Source organism: Hymenobacter gelipurpurascens (assembly GCF_900187375.1).
Classification (GTDB): domain Bacteria; phylum Bacteroidota; class Bacteroidia; order Cytophagales; family Hymenobacteraceae; genus Hymenobacter; species Hymenobacter gelipurpurascens.
Genome location: NZ_FYEW01000002.1, coordinates 1,340,128 through 1,364,034, shown reverse-complemented (window position 1 = coordinate 1,364,034; position 23,907 = coordinate 1,340,128). Strand labels below are relative to the sequence as shown.

24 protein-coding genes are annotated in these 23,907 nt (G+C 58.7%); 13 read left to right on the top strand and 11 right to left on the bottom strand.

Going from position 1 to position 23,907, the window contains the following annotated elements:
- Window positions 1-38: 38 nt before the first annotated feature.
- The 6 genes from CFT68_RS17685 (at window position 39) to CFT68_RS17655 (ending at window position 6,133) form a co-directional block, all read left to right on the top strand.
- Window positions 39-584 (top strand): hypothetical protein, encoded by a 546-nt coding sequence (locus CFT68_RS17685; RefSeq protein ID WP_141106613.1) that lies wholly within the window; start codon window positions 39-41, stop codon window positions 582-584.
- 98 nt (window positions 585-682) lie between these two features.
- Window positions 683-1,870, top strand: coding sequence for a class I SAM-dependent rRNA methyltransferase (locus CFT68_RS17680; protein WP_088844856.1), 1,188 nt, complete (start codon window positions 683-685; stop codon window positions 1,868-1,870).
- 467 nt (window positions 1,871-2,337) lie between these two features.
- Complete coding sequence (gene crtD, locus CFT68_RS17670; RefSeq protein WP_088844853.1) at window positions 2,338-3,837, top strand: 1-hydroxycarotenoid 3,4-desaturase CrtD; 1,500 nt, start codon at window positions 2,338-2,340, stop codon at window positions 3,835-3,837.
- A gap of 107 nt (window positions 3,838-3,944) precedes the next feature.
- Entirely contained in the window at window positions 3,945-4,628 is a 684-nt protein-coding gene (locus tag CFT68_RS17665) for a carotenoid biosynthesis protein (protein WP_088844851.1), read from the top strand.
- Between the two features lie 72 nt (window positions 4,629-4,700).
- Window positions 4,701-5,312, top strand: a complete 612-nt coding sequence (locus CFT68_RS17660; RefSeq protein WP_088844849.1) for a TetR/AcrR family transcriptional regulator — start codon at window positions 4,701-4,703, stop codon at window positions 5,310-5,312.
- A 206-nt stretch (window positions 5,313-5,518) separates the two neighbouring features.
- Entirely contained in the window at window positions 5,519-6,133 is a 615-nt protein-coding gene (locus tag CFT68_RS17655) for a TetR/AcrR family transcriptional regulator (RefSeq protein WP_088844848.1), read from the top strand.
- An 88-nt stretch (window positions 6,134-6,221) separates the two neighbouring features.
- On the opposite strand, the gene CFT68_RS17650 is transcribed toward CFT68_RS17655, so the two are convergent.
- Together CFT68_RS17650 and CFT68_RS17645 are read right to left on the bottom strand one after the other, a co-directional pair.
- On the bottom strand, window positions 6,222-6,464 hold the full coding sequence (locus CFT68_RS17650) for a DUF6952 family protein (protein WP_088844846.1): 243 nt from the start codon (window positions 6,462-6,464) through the stop codon (window positions 6,222-6,224).
- Between the two features lie 12 nt (window positions 6,465-6,476).
- Window positions 6,477-6,800, bottom strand: coding sequence for a thioredoxin family protein (locus CFT68_RS17645; protein WP_088844844.1), 324 nt, complete (start codon window positions 6,798-6,800; stop codon window positions 6,477-6,479).
- Between the two features lie 219 nt (window positions 6,801-7,019).
- Between CFT68_RS17645 and CFT68_RS17640 the strand changes: the two genes are divergently transcribed.
- From CFT68_RS17640 to CFT68_RS17620, 5 genes are all read left to right on the top strand, one after another.
- Window positions 7,020-7,613, top strand: coding sequence for an arylesterase (locus tag CFT68_RS17640; RefSeq protein WP_088844842.1), 594 nt, complete (start codon window positions 7,020-7,022; stop codon window positions 7,611-7,613).
- 367 nt (window positions 7,614-7,980) lie between these two features.
- Complete coding sequence (locus tag CFT68_RS17635) at window positions 7,981-8,763, top strand: metallophosphoesterase family protein (protein WP_245815432.1); 783 nt, start codon at window positions 7,981-7,983, stop codon at window positions 8,761-8,763.
- Window positions 8,763-9,419: a hypothetical protein gene (locus tag CFT68_RS17630; protein WP_088844840.1), complete on the top strand. Its 657-nt coding sequence runs from the start codon at window positions 8,763-8,765 to the stop codon at window positions 9,417-9,419. Before CFT68_RS17635 ends, CFT68_RS17630 begins: the two co-directional genes overlap by 1 nt.
- 58 nt (window positions 9,420-9,477) lie before the next feature.
- Window positions 9,478-10,305, top strand: coding sequence for a metallophosphoesterase family protein (locus CFT68_RS17625; RefSeq protein ID WP_245815431.1), 828 nt, complete (start codon window positions 9,478-9,480; stop codon window positions 10,303-10,305).
- Window positions 10,289-10,894, top strand: coding sequence for a hypothetical protein (locus CFT68_RS17620; protein WP_088844838.1), 606 nt, complete (start codon window positions 10,289-10,291; stop codon window positions 10,892-10,894). The genes CFT68_RS17625 and CFT68_RS17620 overlap by 17 nt, the downstream gene beginning before the upstream one ends.
- 42 nt (window positions 10,895-10,936) lie before the next feature.
- Here CFT68_RS17620 and CFT68_RS17615 read toward each other — a convergent pair whose 3' ends face one another.
- Window positions 10,937-11,365 (bottom strand): hypothetical protein, encoded by a 429-nt coding sequence (locus CFT68_RS17615; protein WP_088844836.1) that lies wholly within the window; start codon window positions 11,363-11,365, stop codon window positions 10,937-10,939.
- Window positions 11,366-11,519: 154 nt separating this feature from the next.
- On the bottom strand, window positions 11,520-12,890 hold the full coding sequence (locus tag CFT68_RS17610) for a lysophospholipid acyltransferase family protein (protein WP_088844834.1): 1,371 nt from the start codon (window positions 12,888-12,890) through the stop codon (window positions 11,520-11,522).
- Window positions 12,891-13,099: 209 nt separating this feature from the next.
- Here CFT68_RS17610 and CFT68_RS17605 point away from each other — a divergent pair, with 209 nt between their 5' ends.
- Window positions 13,100-13,912, top strand: a complete 813-nt coding sequence (locus CFT68_RS17605; RefSeq protein WP_088844833.1) for a tetratricopeptide repeat protein — start codon at window positions 13,100-13,102, stop codon at window positions 13,910-13,912.
- A 104-nt stretch (window positions 13,913-14,016) separates the two neighbouring features.
- On the opposite strand, the gene CFT68_RS17600 is transcribed toward CFT68_RS17605, so the two are convergent.
- The 5 genes from CFT68_RS17600 to CFT68_RS17580 form a co-directional block, all read right to left on the bottom strand.
- A complete protein-coding gene (locus tag CFT68_RS17600; RefSeq protein WP_088844831.1) occupies window positions 14,017-15,093 on the bottom strand; it encodes a proline iminopeptidase-family hydrolase in 1,077 nt (358 codons plus the stop codon).
- A 227-nt stretch (window positions 15,094-15,320) separates the two neighbouring features.
- Complete coding sequence (locus CFT68_RS17595; RefSeq protein ID WP_088844829.1) at window positions 15,321-16,424, bottom strand: chorismate mutase; 1,104 nt, start codon at window positions 16,422-16,424, stop codon at window positions 15,321-15,323.
- Between the two features lie 189 nt (window positions 16,425-16,613).
- Window positions 16,614-17,459, bottom strand: a complete 846-nt coding sequence (locus CFT68_RS17590; protein WP_088844827.1) for a prephenate dehydrogenase — start codon at window positions 17,457-17,459, stop codon at window positions 16,614-16,616.
- 128 nt (window positions 17,460-17,587) lie between these two features.
- On the bottom strand, window positions 17,588-18,775 hold the full coding sequence (locus CFT68_RS17585) for a pyridoxal phosphate-dependent aminotransferase (protein ID WP_088844825.1): 1,188 nt from the start codon (window positions 18,773-18,775) through the stop codon (window positions 17,588-17,590).
- 143 nt (window positions 18,776-18,918) lie between these two features.
- On the bottom strand, window positions 18,919-19,749 hold the full coding sequence (locus tag CFT68_RS17580; protein ID WP_088844823.1) for a prephenate dehydratase: 831 nt from the start codon (window positions 19,747-19,749) through the stop codon (window positions 18,919-18,921).
- A 637-nt stretch (window positions 19,750-20,386) separates the two neighbouring features.
- Between CFT68_RS17580 and CFT68_RS17575 the strand changes: the two genes are divergently transcribed.
- Window positions 20,387-21,172, top strand: a complete 786-nt coding sequence (locus CFT68_RS17575) for a porin family protein (protein WP_088844821.1) — start codon at window positions 20,387-20,389, stop codon at window positions 21,170-21,172.
- A 359-nt stretch (window positions 21,173-21,531) separates the two neighbouring features.
- Here the strand turns inward: CFT68_RS17575 and CFT68_RS17570 are convergent, their stop codons facing one another.
- Both CFT68_RS17570 and CFT68_RS17565 read right to left on the bottom strand, forming a co-directional pair.
- The gene (locus CFT68_RS17570) at window positions 21,532-23,496 is read right to left on the bottom strand and encodes a vWA domain-containing protein (protein WP_088844819.1); all 1,965 of its coding nucleotides are present in this window, start codon (window positions 23,494-23,496) and stop codon (window positions 21,532-21,534) included.
- 38 nt (window positions 23,497-23,534) lie between these two features.
- Window positions 23,535-23,831 carry a hypothetical protein gene (locus CFT68_RS17565; RefSeq protein WP_088844818.1) on the bottom strand — a complete coding sequence of 99 codons (297 nt, stop codon included), beginning with the start codon at window positions 23,829-23,831 and terminating at the stop codon, window positions 23,535-23,537.
- Between the last annotated feature and the right edge of the window lie 76 nt (window positions 23,832-23,907).

The following is a 23,907-nucleotide window of genomic DNA, read 5'->3' as shown; positions in this document are numbered from 1 at the left end:
ACGCAACCAGTATCTTGCCGCGAACCTGTCTTCTCCCTATGTCGATTTCTACTCCGTCTATCCGCCGGATGCTGCGCTCCACCGTGTATGCCGGGCTGATAACCAGCGCTCTGGCTCTGGCCAGCTGCCAAAGCACCCGGCCAGCGTATCTGTTTCAGCCATCTGCTACGGGAGCTGCCGCTACCGTAGTACCAGTCCGGTCCTCGGCTCCACCGGAGCCCCAAGCGCCGGCTACCATACCAGCCCGGCAAGAGGTAACGGCGGCGCACCTGGGCCAGTCGGAGCCACTGGCACCGGCGCGGCAGTCGGTTCGTGCACGTCTGACGCATCGGGAGGTTCTGCGGCAGCCTGTAGTGGCCTGGCAGCGCACCGTGCGGCCGGCCGCGCAAGCCGCCCGAAACGTGACCCGTCCTCGGCACAGCAAAGAAGTAGGGCTGGGTACCACGGTGCTGGGCGTGCTAGGTCTCATTGTGTTGCCGATTGCGTTGCTAGGCCTACTGATTTGGGGTGGTCCGGTATGGGCAATTCTGGCGGGGCTGGCTGCCGTGGCAGTTTTGGTGGCCTATCTCGACCCGTTTGGATAAGAACAGCGCCACGGCCTCATCGGGAACAGAACTCCGGAGGCTAGGCCACCGCCGGGCTATGGCGTACCTTTGTTGTCCGCTTTTCAATTTTTGCAGCCATGCCCGCCACTATCACGCTCAAACCCGGTAAAGATCAATCCCTTCGTCGTCGCCACCCGTGGGTGTTTTCGGGCGCCATTGGCCGCATGCAGGGCGAGGTAGTAGAAGGCGAAGTAGTGCTGGTGCAGGCCTCCAATGGTGAGCTGCTGGGTGTAGGCCACTACGCGCCCGGCTCCATTGCCGTGCGCATGCTCGATTTCGGCCCCGATGCCCAGCTGCCCGACGCGGCCTTCTGGGAAGCGCGCCTGCGCAATGCCTACCAGCTGCGCCAAGGGCTGGGCCTTACCGGCACCGGCAACACCAACGTGTACCGCCTCACCCACGCCGAGGGCGACGGCGTGCCCGGCCTCATCATTGACGTGTACGGCGACGTAGCCGTGATGCAGGCCCACAGCGCCGGCATGTACAAAGCCCGTCCGCTCATCGCAGAAGCCCTGCAGGCCGTGATACCTGGCCTACGCGCCATCTATGACAAGAGTGCCGAAACCGTGCCCGCCAAGGCCGCGCCCGGTGCCCAGAATGGCTACCTATTCGGGGAAAGCAATGGGCAGGAGCATATTGTGCACGAGAATGGCCACCCGTTTGCTGTCGATTGGGAGTCGGGCCAGAAAACCGGCTTCTTCATTGATCAGCGCGACAACCGCAGCCTGCTGGCCCGCTACGCACCGGGCCGCCGCGTGCTGAACACGTTCTGCTACACCGGCGGCTTCAGCAGCTATGCCCTGGAGGCCGGCGCCGAGTTGGTGCACTCCGTGGATAGCTCCAAAAAAGCTATTGAGCTGACCGAGCGCAACGCCGCCCTCACGGGCCTGGAGGGCAAGCACGAGGCCTTCGCGCAGGATGTGTTTACCTTCATGAAAAGCACCGAGGAGCAGTACGACCTCATCGTGCTCGACCCGCCGGCCTTCGCCAAGCACCTCTCCGCCCGCCACAACGCCCTGATGGGCTATAAGCGCCTGAATGCGGCCGGCATCAAGCACATTGCGCCGGGTGGGCTGCTGTTCACGTTCAGCTGCTCGCAGGTAGTTTCGGCCGAGCTGTTCGAGGGTGCGGTGCTGGCGGCCGCCATCGAAGCTGGCCGCCCCGCCCGTATCCTGCACCGCCTCACCCAACCCGCCGACCATCCCGTGAGCCTCTTCCACCCCGAGGGTGAATACCTGAAGGGGCTGGTGCTGGCCGTGGAATAACACAGCATGGAGCGTGCGTTGGATGATCCGTGGCGCTTCCCGGAGGCTCATTCCTGCTCCATCTCTCAGCAAAGTCTCGTTTACAGAGGCCTAGGAGAGATAGGGCAGGGAGGCCCGTTAATAGGCGTCTGCTTCTGGCATGATGCCCACGGCCAGCAAATTGAGCTGCCCGGTAGCTACGGTGGCCCACCCATATGGGAGCCTCTATGCTACCGCGTCGCTCTGCCGCTTTGGTCGAGGGGTTTGTTTGAAGACCAGCAGCTGGCTATTCTGGACACGCAACTTCGTAAGCTCGTTGTGTTCCGCCGAGGCTTTCGCGTATTACAACTGCAATCATTTGATGGGTTGCAGATAACTGGAATAGATAGCCCGATCTACAATCCTAGGCCAGTATCTTTTGATGCAGGTGTCGAAGCCATAAAGCGGGTTTTCGAGTTATAGCTGCAACACAAGTTATATACCTTTCTGTGGCTCGTCTAAAAACTTCCTCTGCTCCCAAACAACCCGTCGCCATTATTGGCGCCGGTATTGGCGGTATTGCTTCGGCGGTGCGGCTGGCGTTGGCCGGGCACAAAGTCACGGTGTTTGAGGCCCAGGAAAGCTTTGGGGGCAAGATGCACCAACTGGTGCTGCCGGGCGGCTACCGCTTTGATGGAGGTCCGTCGTTGTTTACGCTGCCGCACCTCGTTGATGAGCTGTTTCGGCTGGCTGGCCGCGACCCGCAGGACCATTTCCGTTACCAGCGCCTCGACCCCATTACGCAGTACTTCTTCCCCGATGGTACCCAGCTTACGGCTTGGGCCGATGAGGATAAGTTTGCCCAAGAGATAGAGCAAAAGCTGAGCGTGCCGGCTGCGGAGGTATTGGCCTTTCTCAAGCGCAGCCGACTGGCCTACGAAGCCACCGCCGATACATTCCTACAGAAGTCCTTGCACAAGGCTAGCACCTACCTCTCGCCGGATGTGCTTAAGGCCTTGGCGGCGTTGCCTACGTTGGGCCTCACCAGTACCATGCACCAGCGCCACGCTTCGGCTTTCCCGCAGGAGCCGCGCCTCGTGCAGCTCTTTGATCGGTTTGCGACCTACAACGGCTCCGACCCGTACCAGGCGCCGGCCACGCTCAGCATGATTCCGCACCTGGAGCATGGGCTGGGCGCGTTCTATCCCGAAGGCGGCATCTATGCCATTGCTGAAAGCCTGGTAAAGCTGGCGGAAGACCTGGGCGTGCAGTTCCGCTACAACGAGCCGGTGGAGGAAATTCTCACGGCCGCCGGCAGCGTGACTGGCCTACGGACGGTTAAGGATGTCTATGATTTTGGGCTGGTGGTCAGCAACATGGATGTGGTGCCTACGTACCGCCGTCTGCTGCACAAGGAGCCCGCACCGGAGCGTACCCTGCGGCAGCCGCGCTCCTCCTCGGCCCTGATTTTTTACTGGGGCATCGGGCAGCACTTTCCGGAGCTGGGCGTGCACAACATCTTCTTCTCGGAGGACTACAAGCGCGAGTTCGACGCAATTTTCCAGGAAAAAACCATTGCCGCTGACCCCACGGTGTACGTCAACATCACGAGCGGGCACACGCCCACCGATGCGCCAGAGGGCCACGAGAACTGGTTTGTGATGGTGAATGTACCTCACGACCAGGGCCAGGACTGGCCTACGCTGGTGGCCCGCACCCGCGCGGCAGTAGTGGCCCGCGTGAGCAAGGCCCTGGGCACCGATGTTGGCCAGCTGATTCGGGCGGAGCACGTCTGGGACCCGCCAGGCATTGAGGCGCGCACGTCCTCGTTTGGCGGGGCGCTCTACGGCAGCTCTTCCAATAACTCCATGGCGGCGTTTCTGCGGCATCCCAATTTTTCGCAACAACTAGAAGGGCTGTACTTTTGCGGGGGCTCAGTGCATCCGGGCGGTGGAATACCGCTCTGTTTGCTCTCGGCCCGTATAGTGGCTGATCTAATCAAAAAGTAACGCCCGAAATACTGGCCTAGACCACCGGGACTCGAACCAGCCGCCGACCAGCTTGTTCTGGAGTCTGCGTTTTACCTTGTGGCGCCTATATTCTCACTTCCCCTCTGATGACCGAATCAACCCAACAGCCCCAACGCCTTACCACCCTAGCGCCCGATGCTCAGCAGCGCCGGCTGCGGATGGCGCAGGGCGTGCTGCTGCTTTTCCACGTGACGGGATTTCTGGGGCTGGCGTTTGCGCAGGATAAGTCGTTCTACCTGCAGTTTGTGCCGCTCAATCTGCTGCTTACGGCGGGCCTGCTGGTGGCCTTCCAGCCCCGCCGCGATGCCAACTTCTGGAGCTTTGCGGTCGTCGTGATGCTGGTGGGCTTCTTCGTGGAGGTGGCCGGTATCCGGACGGGCGTCATTTTTGGGCAATATGAGTACGGGCCTACGCTCGGGACGCAATGGCTGGGCGTGCCCCTGATTATTGGTCTCAACTGGTTTATGCTCACCTATATGGGTGGTGTGCTGGCCAGCCACTTGCCGTTGCCGGGCTTTCTGCGGGCCGTGGTGGCCGCCCTGCTACTAGTAGGCATGGATATCTGTCTGGAGCCGGTGGCCGTGCGCTACGGCTTCTGGAACTGGCGCTATGATATTATCCCGCTGCAGAACTTCAAAGGCTGGTTTGCGGTGGCCCTGATCCTGCAGGTGTACTTCAACCGCATGGATTTCAGCAAGCGTAACTTGCTGGTACCCTTTGTGTATTTGCTTCAGTTGTTATTTTTTTTCGGCCTGAGTATGCTGGCCTAGGCCTCGGCAGCGTTAGGGCCCCGTTGGTGAGTGCAGACAGACGGGTGCCTCAATAGTTTTTGACTTATTCTTATGGAGGAAATCGTACTCCACCAGCTATTAGACCGCGCTAACCAGCTGCTCCAGCAGGTGGGGGTGGGCATTTTGCACGAGGAGCAACTGGCCGTAGCCCTCGATTTATCCCTGACCTCTTTTCGGGAGGTATTCGGCAACAAAGCCGGAATGCTCTACCTGGTAATCCAGCGCAACCTGCAGCGCCAGCGCCAGGAGCACGATGAGCTGCTGGCCAACCTGGCTACCCCCGTCGAGTGCATATTGGCACTGCTCCACCACAGCCTTCAGGAGCTGCGTCGCTCGCCTCATTACGATTACCAGGTGCTGCGGCAACAGTACCCCGACTGCTGGGTCCTGATTCAGGACTACCTCTACGACTACTCGCTGCCCCTGCTCACGCGCCTGCTGCGGGAGGGCATGCGGGAAGGCCAGTTCCGATCCGATCTGGATGTAGGCATGGTGGTACACATTATGCTGGCTCAGCTTAACCTGGTGCTCAACGAGGAGTATTTCCCGCCTGAGCACACCAACCAGGCCGATGTGTACCGCAACATGTTTGCTCCCTATGTGCGCGGCTTATGCACCGTGGAAGGCCTGCGGATGGTCGCCTCTCACTTCGACCGGATGTAAGCCTGAGGGCGGTAGAAACCTTAAAGGCCCTTCTGCTACCGCGCTGCCAGACTCCGTGCCCAGGAGCCAGCCCCTGCTGAAGGCAATGGAGCAAGCTAAACAGTGGGTATACTCTTTGCGGGGCTATGCTAACGCGACAGGAAAAGAAGTGTACTTTAGGGGTGCTCAATGTGGCACAAATACGCGCTGCCTCACCCTACCTTTCTATGAATCAAGCTGCTAAGGAGCGCCTCTTGGAACAGGCGCCCTCCCTGTTTGCCCGTGCCGGCGGAATCACTGCGTTATCGGAGGACGGCTTGCTAAGCCAGTTGGGACTGAGCGCCACAGAATTTCAGGAGACCTTCCAAAATAAAGACGAGTTTGTGACCCAAGCCGTACGGTTTGATCTGGACCGGCAGAAGCGGGAGCACCAGGAGCTGTTTGCCCGCCTGCAAAGCCCCGTAGAGCGCATGCTGGGCCTGTTGCAGCACGGCATCGGGGAGATGCAAAAGGCCCCCCAAACCGATTATGTGGTGGTACAGCAGGAGCACCCGCGCGTGTGGGAAATGCTCATGCAGCACCTAGCCAATTACTCCGCCCCCCAAATTCATTCACTGCTGAATGAAGGCATCCTGCTCCGGCAGTTTCGCGGCGACATTAATATTGAGCTGGTCACCAAAATCATTCTGGAGCAGATGAACCTGATTCTGAATACCAACGTGTTTCCGCCCAGCCGCTACAACCTGGCGGAGGTGTTCCGCAGCATCTACCTCTACTACATCCGCGGCATCTGCACCGAGGAAGGCATTCGGCTAGCCGCCGCGCACTTTGCGCGGCTCTAAAACCGGCTACCTGGTAAAGCAAAACGCCCAACGACTACTGGAGTCGTTGGGCGTTTTGCTTTACCAGGCCTAGGCCAGTACGAGTGGCCTAGCTGATGGATACACGCACTTTTTTGGTGTATTCGCGCAGGGCATCCTTGAACTGGGAGCCGTGCTCCTGCATATGGTTCAGAATGAAGATAGCCGCGAAAATGTGGGTAAGCTGCTCGCCCTCATCTTCGCCTTCCACTTCAAACGGCAGCGGCTGCTCTTCCAGCAGCGCCTCTTCAGCCAACACAAGGTTGTCCAGGGTCTGGGTTTCTACCAGACGCTTAATGGCGGGCATCTTCATGGCAGCCGGGCGTTAGTTGGCGTGCAGTTTAGAAATCAGCTCTACCACGGCCTCTTCTTTGCTGGCCGACAGCGTGTCGATCAACTCACCATTGCGGAACACCGCGAAGCAGGGCAGGTTGGTAACGCCCGCCAGCTTACGGGCCTCGGGGCTGGTTTCGGCGTTTACATCCAGGAACGCAACCTCCTGGTTTTGTTCAGCATCCGAAAGGCGCTTGAACTTAGGCGAAAACAAGCGGCAATTGCCGCACCAGTCGGCGTAGTATTTCACCACTACCTTCTCGTGCTGGTCAAGGAGCTGACGGAAATCGGTATCAGTGGCTTTGGTAACGGGCATTGCAACAACAATTGGGTGAACAACAAAACAGCCAGTCAAGAATAATTCTTAACTGGCCGCAAAGGTAAGGCGCCCATTCCGGAAAAGCCTAGGCCAGTCTGAAACTAACCGCGCCACCTGGCAGCAGAGGGGCGGGGCCACCGGCTGCCAGGTCCCGAACCTGCGCCCAAACCCGCACGTTAGCAACTTCGGCGGCCCGCACGGCTAGCCCACTTATGTATGCAGAACATTGTTTTTTTCGGCGATTCCCTCACGGCTGGGTACCAGCTCCGGGCTCCAGAGTCTTTCCCGGCCCGCATTCAGGAGAAGATAGACGCGCTAGGCCTCTCCTACAAAGCCCACAACTACGGCGTAAGCGGCGAAACCACGGCCGGTGGCCGCCAGCGCATAGCCTCTGTGCTCGGGCGCTTCCCACGGATAGAGGTGTTCGTGCTGGAGCTGGGCGCCAACGATGGCCTGCGCGGCATTCCGGTACGCGAAACCACCCAGAACCTGCAGTTTATACTGGATGAAGTGCGCCGCCAGCACCCCGAAGCCCGGTTGGTGCTGGTAGGCCTGGAGTTTCCGTTTGATTTGGGGCCGCTGGCCACGCTGGGCGGCGGCCGCTACGGGCACTATGCCCAGGAATTCAAGGCGCTGTTTCGGCAGCTGGCGGAGAAAAACGAGGTCGATTTTGTACCGTTTCTGCTGCACGGCGTCATTGGGCAGCGCCACCTCAACCTGCCCGATGGCGTGCACCCGAACGCGGCCGGCCAGCGCCTGCTCGCCGATAATGTGTGGGCTGTTCTACGGCCGGTGCTGGAGCGCGCCTAGGCCTGTTGCCGGGATTAGGTAAACGTCTACGCAGGTCAAGACCAAACCTGTGCGGCTGAGCTTATGAGGCGGCAGCGGTAGGAGGGATGCCGAGGATTTTTTTTGATGGAAACGGTCTGTTTTCTACAGAATGTCTTTAGAATCCATTTTCGGCCTTGCAAGCGTTTAAAATAGGGTGGCGATGGAAACGCTTGGCTGCTTAACCCCTGCTACGGCTGCCTTAAGGCGTTTTACAGGCAAACAAACGGACGAGCTGGCCGGTATATAGCCTCGTCCTTATTCTTTCAGGAGAAAAGGTATTCGTTGTTTCTGTGTTGAGGTATGTTCTCCTTTTTTCCGCTCTCACTCTCTCTTTACCCGGCTTTCCGTGCTGGCGGCCTTCGGGCTCAGCAGCTGCGAAATGCTGGAATTCAGTCCTAATGATCATCGCTCGCCCGATGACAAGCAAGACCTGACCAGCAAAAATCTGGCAACTTTGGCCGCGCGGCCGTTGCCTCCCGGCGATACGCTGCGGTTTGTATATACCGGCGACTCTCAGCGCTTCTACGATGATGCGATGGACCTGGTGAAAAGCGTCAATCAGCAGCCGGGAGTCCAGTTTATGCTGGTAGCCGGCGATATTTCCGATTTCGGGATGGCCCGCGAAATGTGGTGGGTGGATGATCAGCTCCGCAAACTCAAGATTCCGTACCTCACCGTGGTCGGCAACCACGACCAGGTGGGCAACGGCCGCGAAGCCTACAAAGCGGTGTTCGGGCCGCTGAACTACTCCTTCATCTACGGCGACACGAAGTTCATCATGACCGATACCAACGGCCGCGAGTACAACTTCAATGGCCGCATTCCGGATATGGGCTGGGTGAACGAGCAGCTCCGCGACAACTCTACGCGCCGCCACGTGGTCATCTCGCACGTACCGCCCCAAGATCAGGACTTTGACCCCGCCGTGAAGGATGCCTACGTGAGCGCTCTGCGCGAAGACCCGCGCCTGGTATTCGAAATGAACGCGCACCGCCACGATTTCAGCATCGGGCAGCCTTTCGGCGATGGTGTTACCTACGTCAACTCCTACGGCTTCGAGAAGCGCCGCTACCTCATCGTGACGGTGTGGGGCGACAAGGAGTTTCGGCTTAAAGAAATAGCATTCTAATGGCACCACACCTACTACTGGCGGCCTCTCTGGCCTGCCCGCTGGCGGCGGTTGCCCAACAGCAGCTTATCACCCAGGTCGCTCCTGATACTCTTACGGCTTCCCAACCGACTGGCCTAGGCCAGTCAGCCGCCGCGCCGCAGCCCTGGTACCGGCCGCGCCACCTGGTATTGCAAACCGGGGGCGGCGTGGGTATGGTGGCAGTCGGGGCTGGCTATGGCTTCTGGAAAGACCGTAGCGAGCTGGATATACTGGTGGGCTACGTGCCCGAAAAATACGCCGGCTCTCACCTTACCATCTTCACGGCCAAATACATGTACTCGCCGTGGGTAGTGCCGCTGGGCGAAAAGTGGCAGCTGCGCCCGCTCACGGTGGGGGCCTATGCGAGCTATACGCACGGCGTCATCAACGATGGCACCAGTGGCCAGTATGAGAAAGGCTACTACTGGTTCTCGCGGGATACGCGCGTGGGGCCTTTGCTGGGGAGCCGCGTTTCATTTCGGCGCCAAACACCGTCTGGGCAGTCGCGCAATGCCTCCCTGTACTACGAGCTCGGCAGCAACGACCTCTACATTCTCAGTTACGCCCTGAACCGGAAGGGACTTTCACCTACCGATATCCTGACGCTAAGCCTGGGGCTGAAATTTGATTTCTAGGCACGGATAAGACCGAAGCAGATGAGGCTTCGTATGGCTGTTGAAAGACTTGCGTACTATGCTGAATCGTTGGGGTTTATGGAGCTGGATAGTTGCGCTGGCAGGGCTAACCGGCTGTGCCTGGGTAGAATACAGCCCCAACCAAACCTACGTGCTGGCAGCAGAACGGGCCCAGACCGCGCAGGCCCTGGCTCGGCTTCAGCAGCGGCCCCGCGCCACCTCTGATACCGTCCGTTTTGCGTTCGTGGGCGACACCCAACGCTTTTATGACGAGACAGAGGCGTTTGTGGCCAGCGTAAACCAGCAGCGTGCCCTCGACTTTGTGTTCGTGGCCGGCGACATTTCCGATTTTGGCCTCACGCGGGAGTTCCGGTGGGTGCACCAGCGCCTGCAGCAGTTGCGGGTGCCCTACCTCACCGTCATCGGCAACCATGATTTGGTGGGCAACGGCCGGGCCATTTACCAGGCCTTTTATGGCCCTCTGAACTACACCTTTCAGTATGGCGGCACCCGGTTCATTTGCCTGGATACCAATGGCCGCGAGTACGGCTTTGGCGGCATGGTCCCCAACCTGACATGGCTCCGCAAGCAGCTGGCCGATACGCTTACGGCTCAGCGAACCGTGGTGCTCAGCCATGTGCCGCCCACTGATGAGGACTTTGACCCGCAGCTAGTGCCCGCCTATACCGAGGCCTTGCGGGGCTGCTCGCAACTGGTGTTTCACCTGAGCGGCCACGTGCACCGCTTTACGGCCGGCCAGCCCTTCCACGATGGCGTCACGTACCTGACCACCTATAGCCTGGAGAAGCGCCGCTACCACATCATCTCGGTGTGGGGCCAGCGGCAGTACCGCGTTGAGACCGTGACCTATGGGCCGAAAGCATAACCTGCTGCTGGGGATAGTGGCCTACGGCAGCGCTATGCTGCCAGCAAGAGTAGCGGCCCAAACGGCCCCGGTGCCAGCCGCCGGACCTTTCTTCCTGACCCTGCACGTGGCCGGAGGTATTGGCCTTGTGGCCCTGGGGGGGGGCTACCGCCTGGCTCATCAGCGCCTGGAGCCGGAGCTGCTGGTGGGCTACCTGCCGCGCCGGCTGGCCGGCCGTCCCACGGCCATCATCACCCTGAAAACCACTTACCTCCCGTTTTCTCCCCGGCTAGGCCACTCCCGTTGGGAGCTGAGCCCTGTGGCCGTTGGTGGGATGGTCAATTACACTACGGGCCGGCAGTATTTCCTCACCAATAATACTGCGGGGCGCTACCGGCCGGGCTATTACTGGTGGTCGTCGGCGGTGCGGGTTGGGGCTTTGGCCGGTATGCGCCTGACGCGCGTAGGCCACTCCGCAGCAGAATACGCGCCGCGTACGTCGCTCTATTCGGAATTCAGTACCAACGACTTACACCTGGTAAGCGCCCTCACCAATCGTTCCCTCAAACTCACCGATATACTCACGCTGGGAGCAGGAGTGAAGAGGTAATACGAAACCGGGTGAAGTGGCCTAGGACTTGGCAAAGTTGATTTACCGAACGAAAATTGTCCCGGGGGCATGCTTGCTGGGATCTGTCTTCGACGGCAAAACCAACCAGATGTCCACTCGCGTTATGGGCTGCTCAGGCGTAGGGAGCAGAACATGAAGTTGCCCAATGGCCTCTGGCGCAATTCTGAGTGTGGCTACAGCCTGCTGATCGAGCAAGTGCCCGTTGATGGCAAATTGAAGCGGTGCGCGCAGGCCTAGCTGGCGGCCAACCTGTGCAAACGACTTGCTCCGGACCCGTTTGGCGGAAGTAATGTCGATAACGCCAGTTGGGCTGAGATGCAGCAACTGTGTGTTAGCTGCCTGAGGGCCCAGACTGTCCAGGCCTTTATACACCATTACCTGCTTGATTTCCTGCGTCTCCTTTTTCGTGAACTTCGGCAGTAACCCATTGATTATAACCGTGGAGTTCAAGACATACACAGGGTCAGGAAAAGTAAGGGTTGGCCGAGTATAAGAGGTCGTTTCTTGCGCGTATCCTGTACGCGCAGCGCCACATAACCCAAGCACACCAATCAAATAGAGCCAAGAATAACGCATAGTGTTATCTGCAGTAATGGATCGAAAATTAGCGCTTAGCCAGATAGGTGGTTCGGGCTTCGCGCAGCAGAATCAGGAGCTCCTGACGCTGGCGTAGCAGATTTTCCATCAGGGGGCGCTCATGGCGGAACAGGCGCAGGGCCCTGAGGCGGCGCAGGCGGCCTGCCAGATTGCCCCAGTAGCTCAAGGCATAAAAACCAGAAAGCGGCAAGCTGATAAAATATAGCAGCGTCCAGCGCCAGTCCTGGGTGAAATGGTGTACCAGCGCCGTTTGGGCCGCGTAGGCCACCGTGAAGGTTATCATGCCCGTTACCAGCATGATGGGCGCCACAAACACGGCATCTTGGGTGGCCCGCTTCGCGATGATGGATGGGATGATATAAGGCAGGTAGTTATTGATGGCGCCATACAGATACAGCGGAGCGCCCAGCAGCAGCCGTGCCGCCGAGGATATTCCCCTGCTCGTGCGGCTTCCTTCGTTGCTACGGGCTTCCAAGGCATCGTCGGTGAGGCGGAGGCGCTGCAGCTCCTGGTGGTAGGTGCGTATCTTCTCCTGAGCCTCGCCTAGGCCACCCGCGTCGTGGGCTTCAAAAAAACGAACCGCTTTGAGCAAGGTGCGGCTTAGCTGAAAATTATCGTAGAGGGTTTCTTCGTTGTCCTGAATCAGGTGCTGCCCGAAGGTGCGCTCTACCTGCGTTATCAGCTCATCCTCTTCGTCGGTGCGGGTAATTACCAGGCAGGCCTCCATGCGGCGCCTAATTTCCTCGGTCAGCGCATCGGCCGCCGCGTCGGGGTCCTGACGGTATTGGTCGGCGTATTCGGCTACCAGAATAGGCTCGGCTAGGTTCACAAAAACATCGGAGCGGAAGCGTTGCGGATCGAAGTAATTGATGCCCATGGGCAGGATGTGCACGCCCAACGTAAAGTTATGACGCGCCTCAGCCCCCAGCGCAATGCGGGCAGCGCCGGTTTTCAGGGGCCGCAGTCGGCGCTCGGCCACGCTGGTGCCTTCCGGGAAAATCATGATGGTGCCGCCCTTATCGAAGTAGTCGTAGCAGCGCCCGAAGGCCTTTTCGTTCTGGGCTTCCAGCTGGGCCGGCGTCAGGGTTTCGGCGCCCGTGTCCAGGTCCTGCCGCCGGTAGATGGGGATGGAGTTGCCCGACTCCATGATGGCGCGCAGAATGGGGTTCTTGAAAAACGTGCTTTTGGCCAGAAACGCCACCGGCTGCTTCCGGTTGATGGCTGCCACCAGCGGGTCCATGAGCGTGTTGGGGTGGTTGCTGGCAATGAGCAGTGGGCCCTTCATCCGGAGCCGCTCGGGGTGGCGCACTTCCAACTGACGAAAAAAGACACGCAGGGCCACCTGCACGAGGGGCTTCATCACAGTATAGAAGAGCATAGCCGCAAGAAAGCAGATTTTGGTGGGTTGAGCGTGTACTGTGCCAGGGCCGGCGAAGTTGTTGAGCTTACAGCAGAAAGCAGGCTGCGGGGCAGAATGCGTTAGGCCAGTCAGGTGTTGCGCCTAGGCCAGGTAAGCGGTGCAGAAAGCTGTTGCGTCTGCAATCAGGCAAATTCCCACATCTTTGGGTGTTTCTTATCCATTTCGTCATGCGTCAGCTGCTTGTATTTCTGGGGGTATTGCTCGCGCCGGCCGTCGGCCTGGCCCAAACAAAGGCCGCTACAGAAGCGGCTGCACTGGCTACGGCTCTGCGCAAAGCCAACGATTTGGTGCTGGAGCGCCGCTACGAGTCGGCGTGGAAGCTGCTCAAAATCACCGATCAGATGAACGTGGAGCCTGCCGTGGCTCTGAAGAAAACGGAAGTGGCGCTCAATTATCATGTGGGTACCAATGAGCTGAAGCGCTTTGCCTTCCGCGACCTTCCGCTGCTGGCGCCTTCCCTCGACAGCCTGCGCCAGTTGGGCAAAGACTCCATTCGCTACTCCTTTCCGGTGCGCCGGGTGCTGGAGAAACTGAAGAACCGCTACCCCGACAACTACAAGCTCGACCGCGCTCTCGGCGACTATTATTTCGCGGTGCAGCAGTGCGACTGCGCCGAGGAGGACTTAGGTGAAGATGAGGTGTTTAAGCGCACCATCAAGCACTACCAAGAGGCCCACGACCATGGGCAGGGCGACTACCTCTCGTACTATGCGCTGGGCTACGCCTACCAGCGCCTCGGCCGGTTCAAAGAGAGCCTGGTGCCTTTTGAGCGGTCTATTCAGCTCCGTAAAAACTACCCGACCTCTCACCTCAACGTGGCCTTCGTGTATCTGGAGCTGAAGGAGTTCGAGCAAGCCCGCAACCATGCCCGCCAGGCCCTAGAGCTCTTCCCCGATAAACCCCACAAGGATGACGCCGCCTTCCTGCTAAGTGAAATAGAAGAGCGGATGAAATCTTCGTCCGCCGCAAAGGCTCCCTAGGCCTATTGACGTTACCTTCCCATACCTCATAGCACGTCATCCTGCGCAGAGCGCAGGATGACGTGCTATGAGGTATGGGCGCGCTCAGTTGCACTCGTTATCTATTACTTCAGCGTGGTACCTGCTTTGAACGTGCCGTCGTTCACGGATTTCAGGAATTTGGTAAGGCCGCGGAAGTAGGTCTGCTGGTCGTCCCACATGCTCATGTGGCTGCCTTGCGGGCAGAGCAGATAGTTGCCCTGCTTCACTTTGTGGCTCATTTCCTCCATGTCCTTAGGATTCATGGTGTCGTACTGGCCGCCAATCATGAGGGTGGGCACCGTGATTTTGTCGAGGTCGTTCCACCGGTCCCAGGTAAGCAGGCGGCCAGCGGTTTTGAACTCGTTCGGGCCCTGCATCAGCTCGTACACATGCTGATTGACGTGCTTGAAAGAGCGCGCCACTGGGTCGGGCATTTCGGCCATGCGCAGCAGGTGCTGGGAGTAGTAGTTCTTAAACACCAAGCCCTCGTACGTCGGGTTGTGGTAGTCCTTTTTCACCTCAAACTTCTCCAGCGAGTCCAGCAGACTAGGCCGTAGTTGGGCCCGAAGTGTCTTGTTGTAAGCATCATAGCGCGGAATGCTGGCCACCATGTTCGAGATGACGAGGCCGGCCAGATGGTCCTGGTGCTTGAGGGCGTACTCCAGGGCCAGAATGCCGCCCCAGGAGTGGCCTAGCACGTAGAACTTATCGATTCCCAGGGCCTGACGCACCTGCTCCACCTCATCCACGAAGCGCTCCGTGCGCCACAGATCGTCATCCTTAGGCTGGTCGGAGTAGTAGGAGCCGAGCTGGTCGTACTCGTAGAACTGGATGCCTTCCTGCGGGAAGAAGCTTTCGAAGCATTCCATGTACTCGTGCGTCATGGCCGGGCCGCCGTGCAGGAGCAGCACCTTAATTTTGCCCGTCCCAAACCGCTTCGTCCAGACGTTGAAGGTGCCCTTGGGGGTTTTAATCGGTATCAGCTGCACGCCACCGCTCCGCACACCCGTTTCAAACGGCTGCAAGTAGCCCGTGGTAACCGTGTTGGGCGACTTATCATCAGGCGCCGAAGGAGCATCGGGTTTCTGCTGGCAGCCGGCAAACAGGAAGGTGGCGGCCAGCGCTAGGCCAGTCAGGCGGGTGAGGAGAGGTGCGGGCATGAGGTGGGGCGTGTTAGTTGTTCAATAGTAGAAAGAACTGATCAAAAGCCCACTAGGCCAGTAGAGACTGTACCCGCTAAAAACCAGAACGTCATTCCGAGCGCAGCCGAGGAATCTCGCGTGCTGATGTTACAGGAGTAATCCTACATCAGCACGCGAGATTCCTCGGCTGCGCTCGGAATGACGTTCTTTCTACCTCGTCACCTCCCTGCCTTCTTACCTAAACCCTATAGGTTCTCGCGGTTCATTACGCGGTTCTGGCGGTTGATAGACTCTAGGTGAACAGCATCGAAATACTTCAGGATGAAGTCTTTGGTGAGGCCGAGCTGGTTGCCTTTCTGCACGCCGCGCTCCAGAATCTCGTTCCAGCGGTTGGTTTGCAGGATGGTGATGTCGTTCTCCTTTTTGTACGTACCGATATTCTCGGCTACCTGCATGCGGCGGCCCAGTAGGTGCAGAATCTCATCGTCGAGCTGGTTGATTTGCTCGCGAAGCTTGGTGAGCACCGTAATAAACTCCTGCTGATCAGTGGTTTCGTGGCGCCAGATCAGGCCGTCGAGCAGCTCGGCGAGGCGCTCCGGCGTCACCTGCTGCTTGGCGTCGCTCCAGGCATTGTCGGGGTCGATATGCGACTCCAGCATCAGGCCGTCGAAGTCCAGGTCAATCGACTTTTGGGCGATGCTCGCTAGGCCAGTCCGGTTGCCGCAGATGTGGCTGGGGTCACAGATGATGGGCATATCAGGCAGGCGGCGCTTCATCTCGATGGGCAGGTGCCACATGGGGGCGTTGCGGAAATCCGTGTTGCCGTAGCTCGCGAAGCCCCTATGAATCAGGCCGATGTTCTTGACGCCGGCCTTGGCCAGGCGCTCCACGGCGCCCATCCACAGCTCCAGATCGGGGTGCACGGGGTTTTTGATGAACACGGGAACATCGGTGTTGCGCAGCGCATCGGCCACGGCCTGCACCGAGAACGGGTTTACGGTGGTGCGGGCTCCAATCCAGAGCACATCTACCTCGAAGGCTAGGGCATCTTCCACGTGCTTGGGCGTGGCCACTTCCACGGTGGTCGGTAGGCCAGTCAGCTGCTTAGCTTTCTGCAGCCACGGCAGGCCCTTGGTGCCAACCCCCTCAAACAGGCCGGGCTTGGTGCGGGGTTTCCAGATGCCGGCGCGCAGCATGTCCACTTTGCCGGTGGCGGCCAGGCGGGTGCAGGTTTCAATGAGTTGCTCCTCCGTCTCGGCCGAGCAGGGGCCGGAGATGATCAGAGGCTTTTTAGCCAAGAAGGTTTTGTGTTCGGCCTGGTCGGCGGGGGAGGTGATGAGCTGTTCCATTATATAAGGTTGAGTTTTTGCTGTTGGAGTGGCCTAGCGTGAGGCCGGGAAGGAAAGTGTTTATAAGAACGTCATGCTGAGCGCAGTCGAAGCATTTCGCTCAAATCGTTGAGTTAGTTTGGCAACCTCAGCACGCGAGATGCTTCGACTGCGCTCAGCATGACGTTCTAAAGGCTGTCTAACCAGTCGTTATTTCAGAATTTTCTTGATCAGGTTGGCTTGCTGTATCTGTTGATAAACAGCCGAGTAGTCTTCCTGATTCAGCAACTCGCGGAGGTGTTGGAGCTGGTGAATATGCTCGTCCAGTACATCGAGCACGTTCACGCGGTTCTGGCGGAAGATGGGTACCCACATGTCGGGCGAGCTTTTCGCCAGACGCACCGTCGATTCAAAACCACCACTTGCCAGCGCAAAGATCTGTTGTTCTTCCTTTTCTTTCTCTAACACAGTGAGTGCCAGGGCGAAAGAAGTGATATGTGAGATGTGCGAGATGTAGGCCGTGTGCAGGTCGTGGGCCGTGGCATCCATGTACACCAGATGCATGGCCAATCGGCCAAATACCGCTTCTACCCGCGCCACGGCGTCTTCGGCGCTACGGGCGGCGTCGCAGATTACTAAGGTCTTATCTCGGAACAAGCCGGGGATGGCGGCCGAGGGTCCGGAATATTCAGTACCTGCCATGGGGTGCACCGCCACGAAACGGGCGCGGTTTGGGTGAGTTTCCACAGCGGCCAGCAACGTGGCCTTCGTGGAGCCCACGTCAATAACCACTTGGCGCTCCGTGGCGGCATCCAGCACCTGAGGCAGAACATGTAGCATCGCATCCATGGGCACGGCTACCACCACTAAGTCTGCTCGCTCCACAGCGGCGGCCAGGTCGGCTTCTATCTCATCAACTAGGCCTAGAGCTATAGCTTGCTTCTGGTTTTCAAGGCTTTGGTCTACGCCAATGATGTGGTGCGCTAGGCCAGTCTCCTTGAGGCTAAGAGCCAGTGAGCCGCCAATCAGGCCGATTCCGATTATTGTGACTACCATCGGTGAAATGGTGAGGTGGTGAAATGGTAAGTTTGCTGTTCTGGGGATTGAGCGGAACGAAGAACCTGCGGACATCAGGCATGCTCCCCGACGATACCGTTGCAGCGGGAGCAGGCCCTCCGTTCCTCTCAAACTGCTGCGGAAGTGCTGAACTGTTTGGCTTGCTTAATGCGGCCTAGCGCGGCTTGCAGCACTTCTTTGGTCTGGCACAGGCTCACCCGAATAAAGTGGTTGCCATTGCTGCCGAAGATGCCGCCGGGCGTAATGAACACGTTGGCATTGTAGAGAAGCTCGTCGCTAAGCGCGTACCCGTCGGCGTAGCCTGCCGGGATAGGCGCCCACACAAACAGGCCTACCTGGTTGCGGTCATATGTGCAGCCGATGGTATCGAGCAGCTCAAACACCAGCTCGCGGCGGGCGCGGTAGTGGGTGTTTAGCTCCTGGTACCAGCTTTCATCTAGGTTCAGGGCCTCCACGGCGGCCAGCTGCACGGGTAGGAACATACCCGAGTCGAGGTTGCTCTTGAAGCGGAGTACCTCCTGCAGCAGATCGGCGCGGCCCGCCAATAGGCCTACGCGCCAGCCCGCCATGTTGTGCGACTTGCTCAGGGAGTTCAGCTCCAACACCACTTCCCGCGCGCCCGGCACCGCCAGCAAACTCTGGGGCTGCTCGGTGTTCAGGATGAAGCTGTACGGGTTGTCATGCACCAGCAGGATGTTGTGCGCTGTGGCAAAGGCAACTAGCTTGGTGAAGAACGCGGTATCGGCGGCGGTGCCGGTGGGCATGTGCGGGTAGTTCACCCACATCAGCTTCACACGGCTCAGGTCGCGCTGGGCTAGGGCATCGAGGTCGGGGAGCCAGTGGTTCTCGGCTTTCAGGTCGTAGTCGATGGGGGTAGCGCCGCTCAGGTGGGCGGCGGCGCGGTAGGCCGGGTAGCCAGGGTTCGGAATCAGCACCTCATCGCCGGCCTCCAAAAACGTCATGCTCACATGCATGATGCCTTCCTTAGAGCCCAGCAGCGGCAGAATCTCCGATTCCGGGTCTAGGGTCACGCCGTACTGCCGCTGATACCAGCCCGCCATAGCCTGGCGCAGCGCCAGCACGCCTTTGTAGCTCTGGTAGGCGTGCGTGTTCGGCTGCTCAGCCGCGCGGGTCAGGGCCGCCACCACGTTGGGGTGGGGCGGCATATCGGGCGAGCCGATGCCCAGGTTGATAATCTGCTTGCCGGCTTTGTTCAGGCCATCAATCTCGCGCAGCTTCTGCGAGAAGTAGTATTCCTGAGTATGCTGAAGGCGGCTGGCTACGGAGACTTGCATGGGTTGCTGTGTTTGATCTGAATGTCATCCTGAGAGAGGCAAATGTCCTCGCGTGCTGACGTTGGGAGTTCTGTGTGATTAGTAGCGAGCGAGATGCTTTGACTACGCTCAGCATGACGTTCTTTTGAATCGGGGGGCTGGTATTAATGCGTGGTGCCTTTGTGGTAAACCCCCAGTACTTCCAGTTTCTCCGTCACGGGGGCAATGTCGCGGAGGGCGGCTTGCAGTTGTTCTGGCTGTTCGAACTCCAGGTCGGCGTGGAAGTAGTACTGCCAGGTGCTGCCCGGCTTTGGGCACGACTGCAGCTTGGAGAGGTTAATTCCCAGATCAGCAATGCGAACCAGCACCCGGGCCAGGCTGCCTTGGGCGTGCGAGGTATGGAAATAGAGCGAGGCTTTGTTGGGCTGCGCGACTTCCAATGCGTTTTCGGGGCGGGCTACTACCAGAAAGCGGGTGTAGTTTTTCTTCTCGGCATGGATGTCTTCGGCCACTATTTCCAGACCAAATAGCTCGGCGGCCAACGTACCCGCCACCGCGGCCACGCCCGGCCGGCCCTGCTCCCGTACGCGCTGGGCGCTCAGGGCCGTATCCTCCGATTCTACCAGCCGCCAGTGCTGGTACTGGCCTAGGAAGTCGGCGCATTGCAGCAGCGCCATGGGGTGGGAGTGCACCTCCATAATATCGGAAAGCTGCTGGCCCGGCAGTGCCATCAGGTGCTGCCGAATACGCAGGTACACCTCGCCCATCACCCGCAGCCCCGATTTGCGCAGCAGCGTGTAGTTTGGCAGAATGCTGCCGGCAATGGAGTTTTCAATAGCCATCAGGCCGGCTCCCGTGCTGCCGCTGGCTACCTGGCGCACCACCTCGCCAAACGTAGCGCAGGGCGCCGTCAGCGTTTCGGGGCCGAAGTAATGGCGGGCGGCTATCTGGTGGAAACTACCTTCAAAGCCCTGGATGGCGACGGTGGGGAGCATGTGCGGTTACTAAGAAAAAGACATTAAAAAAGGCCTCCGGAGTGCGGGGCCTTAGTTTTGCTGTGGTGGCTGCTCTTGGTCAGCTTCGGCAAATCAGGCCCTGCTTCTTCGGAAAGAAGTAATAGTAGCCGTAATAAAAGAAGCGGGAAGTGAGCATGTGAAGCGAAAGTGTGGGCGTAAAAAAAGCGCCTCCCGAGGTTGTCGAGGGGCGCTGAAGAATTTCGGTTGGGAAAGCTACAGAGGGGCCGCTCGACTACGCGTTGGCGTAGTAGAAGGTATAGCTAAAATAGAAACGGCCGGTAGTCTGAAGCATGAGTATCAAGTGCTTTGATGTTGGCAAGGTGGGGCGCGTGAGTGGTAATTCCAAATTAAACTTTCAAAAAAACAGCTAACAAACGTTCGCTAAAATTTTAAAAAACGCACCGTTTTATGCGTGGAATCAGTTCGCAAGCGCAACCATACTAACGATATAGCCCGGGGTAAAAACAGGGTTTCTGCTTCTGGTAGGCCTATAATCATTGATTGTTAAGACAGATGAAAAAAGATTGGCACGGTTTTGAAATAGTACCCTGTCAGAAGCTAGTTACCCACCCTGCGCAATGCGGCAACTGGCTCTTTCCATCCAACTCTTCCTGCCATGAATACGAAGCGACTATTCGGCCGCCTGGCCGCTGCTACCCTATTAATTTCTGCTTTTACTACCGCTTCTGAGGCTCAGGTCCAGACGCACCGTGTGCCTGCTTATACCGGCCCAGCGAAGGCTCGCTCGGTTCCCGCTACTCGCTCTTATTCTACGTCCTCCTCTTCCGCTACGGATGGCGTGAAGTTCGGTATCCGGGCTGGCGCGAACGTGTCGGACTGGTCGGGTGATGCCGTGAACAGCGTGATGGACCTGGCTGAGTACACCAACGGCGCCGTGACCAAGGAAATGAAGCCCGGCTTCTATGCTGGCCTGTATGCTACGCTGCCTCTGGGCCCGCGCTTCGCTATTGAGCCTGGCGTTGGCTATTCAGAGAAAGGTACCGTGCTCAATGGCCGCATTCCGCTGGAGCAATTCGATTTTCTGAACGCCAAAGTAACCGCTACGGCCCGCATGGCCTACCTCGATATTCCGGTGCTGGCCAAGGCCTACCTGACGGATGGACTCTATGTATATGCAGGTCCGCAGGCTTCGGTGCTACTCTCGGGTAAGGCTCGCGTAAAAGCCAGCGCCCTCGGCTTCTCGGCTTTCAATACCGATTTCGACATCAAAGACCAGTTCCGCCCTGTGGACTTTAGCGTGGTGGGTGGCCTAGGGTACCAGTTTCAGAGTGGCTTTGGCCTGAGCGCCGGCTACGACTACGGCCTGACCTCGCTGGATAAAAACAACAATTTCGATGCGCAGAACCGCGTCATCAAGGCTTCCCTGAATTACTCGTTCTAAGCTCTCTCCCAACTCCTATTCCCTGCACAAAGGCCCCGCCGAACTTTCGGCGGGGCCTTTTTCGTGCACGAGCAATAGCGCGGTAAGGATGCATCACGAAGGATGGATATAAAAAACCGAAGTCGGCCCAACGGCCCTGGCCGGCGGCGAGGCTGCAACCAGCACCGCCCAGACCGCTAGTGAGTGAAACATGGACCGACTTCGGAAGGACATTACGCTGCCTGATTCAGACAAAAGTGTTAAGGCAGAGGCTTAGCTGAATCTAGGAGTATAGCTAACTTAAATAGGTTGCATGCTGCTGATAATCTGTTTGTTAGTTTGTGGTTTGAATTCGATTGTACTTCATTAAACAGTAGCTCTTACCGCACCCCGACCTCTACCGGCGCAGGCTTTATGCCTTCTGCTAGCTTAATGAGACGGACCAGTTCCGAGCGGTAGCCCTCGGGGTCGAAGGTCTTGGCACCTTTGGCGAGGGTGGCGGTTGTTTCCCAGGTGGCAGTGCCCCGGTAGTCGCTGTGGCGCAGCAGCATCCCGAACTGCGCCACGGCCGCTGCAAAGCGCAAGTTCTCACTGGCCTCGGCGAGTGGCCTAGCTAGGCCAGTAAGGGGCTGTTCCAGCAGCTTGCTGCTAGCGCCCTGGGGCTCCTTATAGCGCAGCTTCACGGTCAGCAATTCGGCTGATGCATTAGCTACAGGAGCAGCAGGAGCCGGTTGGTACTTCAGCGCATCGATGGAGGCGCGGGCACCCACGGGTACTACCTCGTAGAGGGCCGTTACGGTATGGCCCGAGCCCAGCTCGCCGGCATCTTTGCGGTCATTATTGAAGTCTTCATCAGCCAGCAAACGGTTCTCGTAGCCCACCAGCCGGTATTCACGCACCCGGGCGGGGTTGAATTCTACCTGCAGCTTTACGTCCTTGGCCAGGGTGAACAGGGTGCCGCCAAACTGCTGCACCAGCACCCGGCGGGCCTCGTCGAGGTTGTCGAGGTAGGCGTAGTTGCCGTTGCCTTTGTCGGCCAGCAGCTCCATTTTCTTGTCCTGGTAATTGCCCTGGCCTACGCCCAGTACGGTCAGGAATACGCCGCTTTCGCGCTCTTCTTTAATGAGATTCTCCATGGCCTGGTCGCTTTGTTCGCCCACGTTGAAGTCGCCATCGGTACAGAGAATCACGCGGTTGTTGCCTGCCTTGTTGAAGTTCTGCTGCGCTACCTGGTAGGCCAGTCGGAGGCCAGCTCCGCCCGCCGTGGAGCCACCCGCTTGCAACTGTTCGATGGCCGCGAGAATATCGGAGCGGTGGGAGCCAGCCGTGGGCGGCAGTACGGTGCCGGCGGCACCGGCGTACACCACCAGCGCTACTTTGTCCTGGGGGCGCAACTCCTTGGTCAGCAGCCGCAGTGCTTGCTGGACCAGGCCCAGGCGGTCGGGGCCCTGCATGGAGCCTGATACATCTACCAGGAATACTAGATTGGCCGGCGGCAGCTTATCGGTGGGTACCTTGCGGGCCTGCAGCGCCACTTGTACCAGCTGGTGCTCGGGGTTCCAAGGGCACTGAGCCTGCTCCGTGATGACGCGGAAGGGTGTGGCCGCCGTAGGGTCGGGCTGTGGATAGTCGTACTGAAAATAGTTGATCAGCTCCTCGGTGCGCACGGCATCAGGGGGCGGCAATTGGCCTTGTTGCAGGAAGCGGCGCACATTGCTGTAGCTGGCCGCGTCCACATCAATGCTGAACGTGCTCAGCGGTTCCTTATTGGTGGTATGAAAGCCGTTTTCGGCAATGCTGGCATAGGTTTCGCCAGCGCCGGGTTCGGGCTGAGCAGGAGAGGTATAGCCATAAAGGCCGTTGGCCGCTTGGCGGCCTTGTCTTTTCAGGGTTCTACTTCCCCGTATCGTAACTCCGGCGGCTTTGCCTGAAATCACGGAGGTTACACTGCCCGTCACCTCTCTATGCTGCACTATTGGGGCGCTACCCGTAACTACCACCTCACTCAACTGCTGCGAATCGGCCGCCAGCCATACGTTAATAATTGACTGCCCGGTTAGCTTTATTTCTCGGCTGATAAACCCAATAGTGCTGAACATGAGTGCTTTCGCCTGACGAGGAACCTGAAGGGTGTAAGTTCCATCCGAGTTCGTGCTCACACTTATAGTCGTTCCTTTCACCAGCACCGTCACGCCTGGCAGTCCTTGGCCGTTGGTTCTGTCGGTTACTTGGCCCTTCACGGTATAGGTGGCGGCCGGAGCCGAGGTAGCAGCCGCAGCTGGTTGTTGCGCCACCGAGACTGACGGCACCAGCACCATCAGCGCGAAATAGAGAATCCGCTTCATGGGAGATAAGAATAGAGGTGAAAGGATAATAGGTGTTTTTAAGGTCGGCTAATGGCAGGCTCTGGGCGTTCCTGATCCCAGCGGCGCAGGGTTCGGGTGCGGCGTTTAGCTGCCTGGGGCATAGAGCGAGCTTCTTCTGCCCGAATGGTCACGCACTCCTGCGCATTGGGCAGCCACCACGGCAACACCGGCGACGGCCCGGCTTGTGGGCGCGCTGCGGGGGCGTAGGCCACTGAATCAGGGGCCGGTTCTGGTGGTAGTTCCACGGTTTGGGCCAGCGAGGTGCCCGGGAAGAGCAGAAGACCCAACGGGAGCAGAAAGTAGATGTAGCGCATAGCGGCAGCGAGTAGGCGAGTACTACTGGCTTGATGCCGCTAGGCCACTCATTCCACACGGCTTGTAGAAAAATTC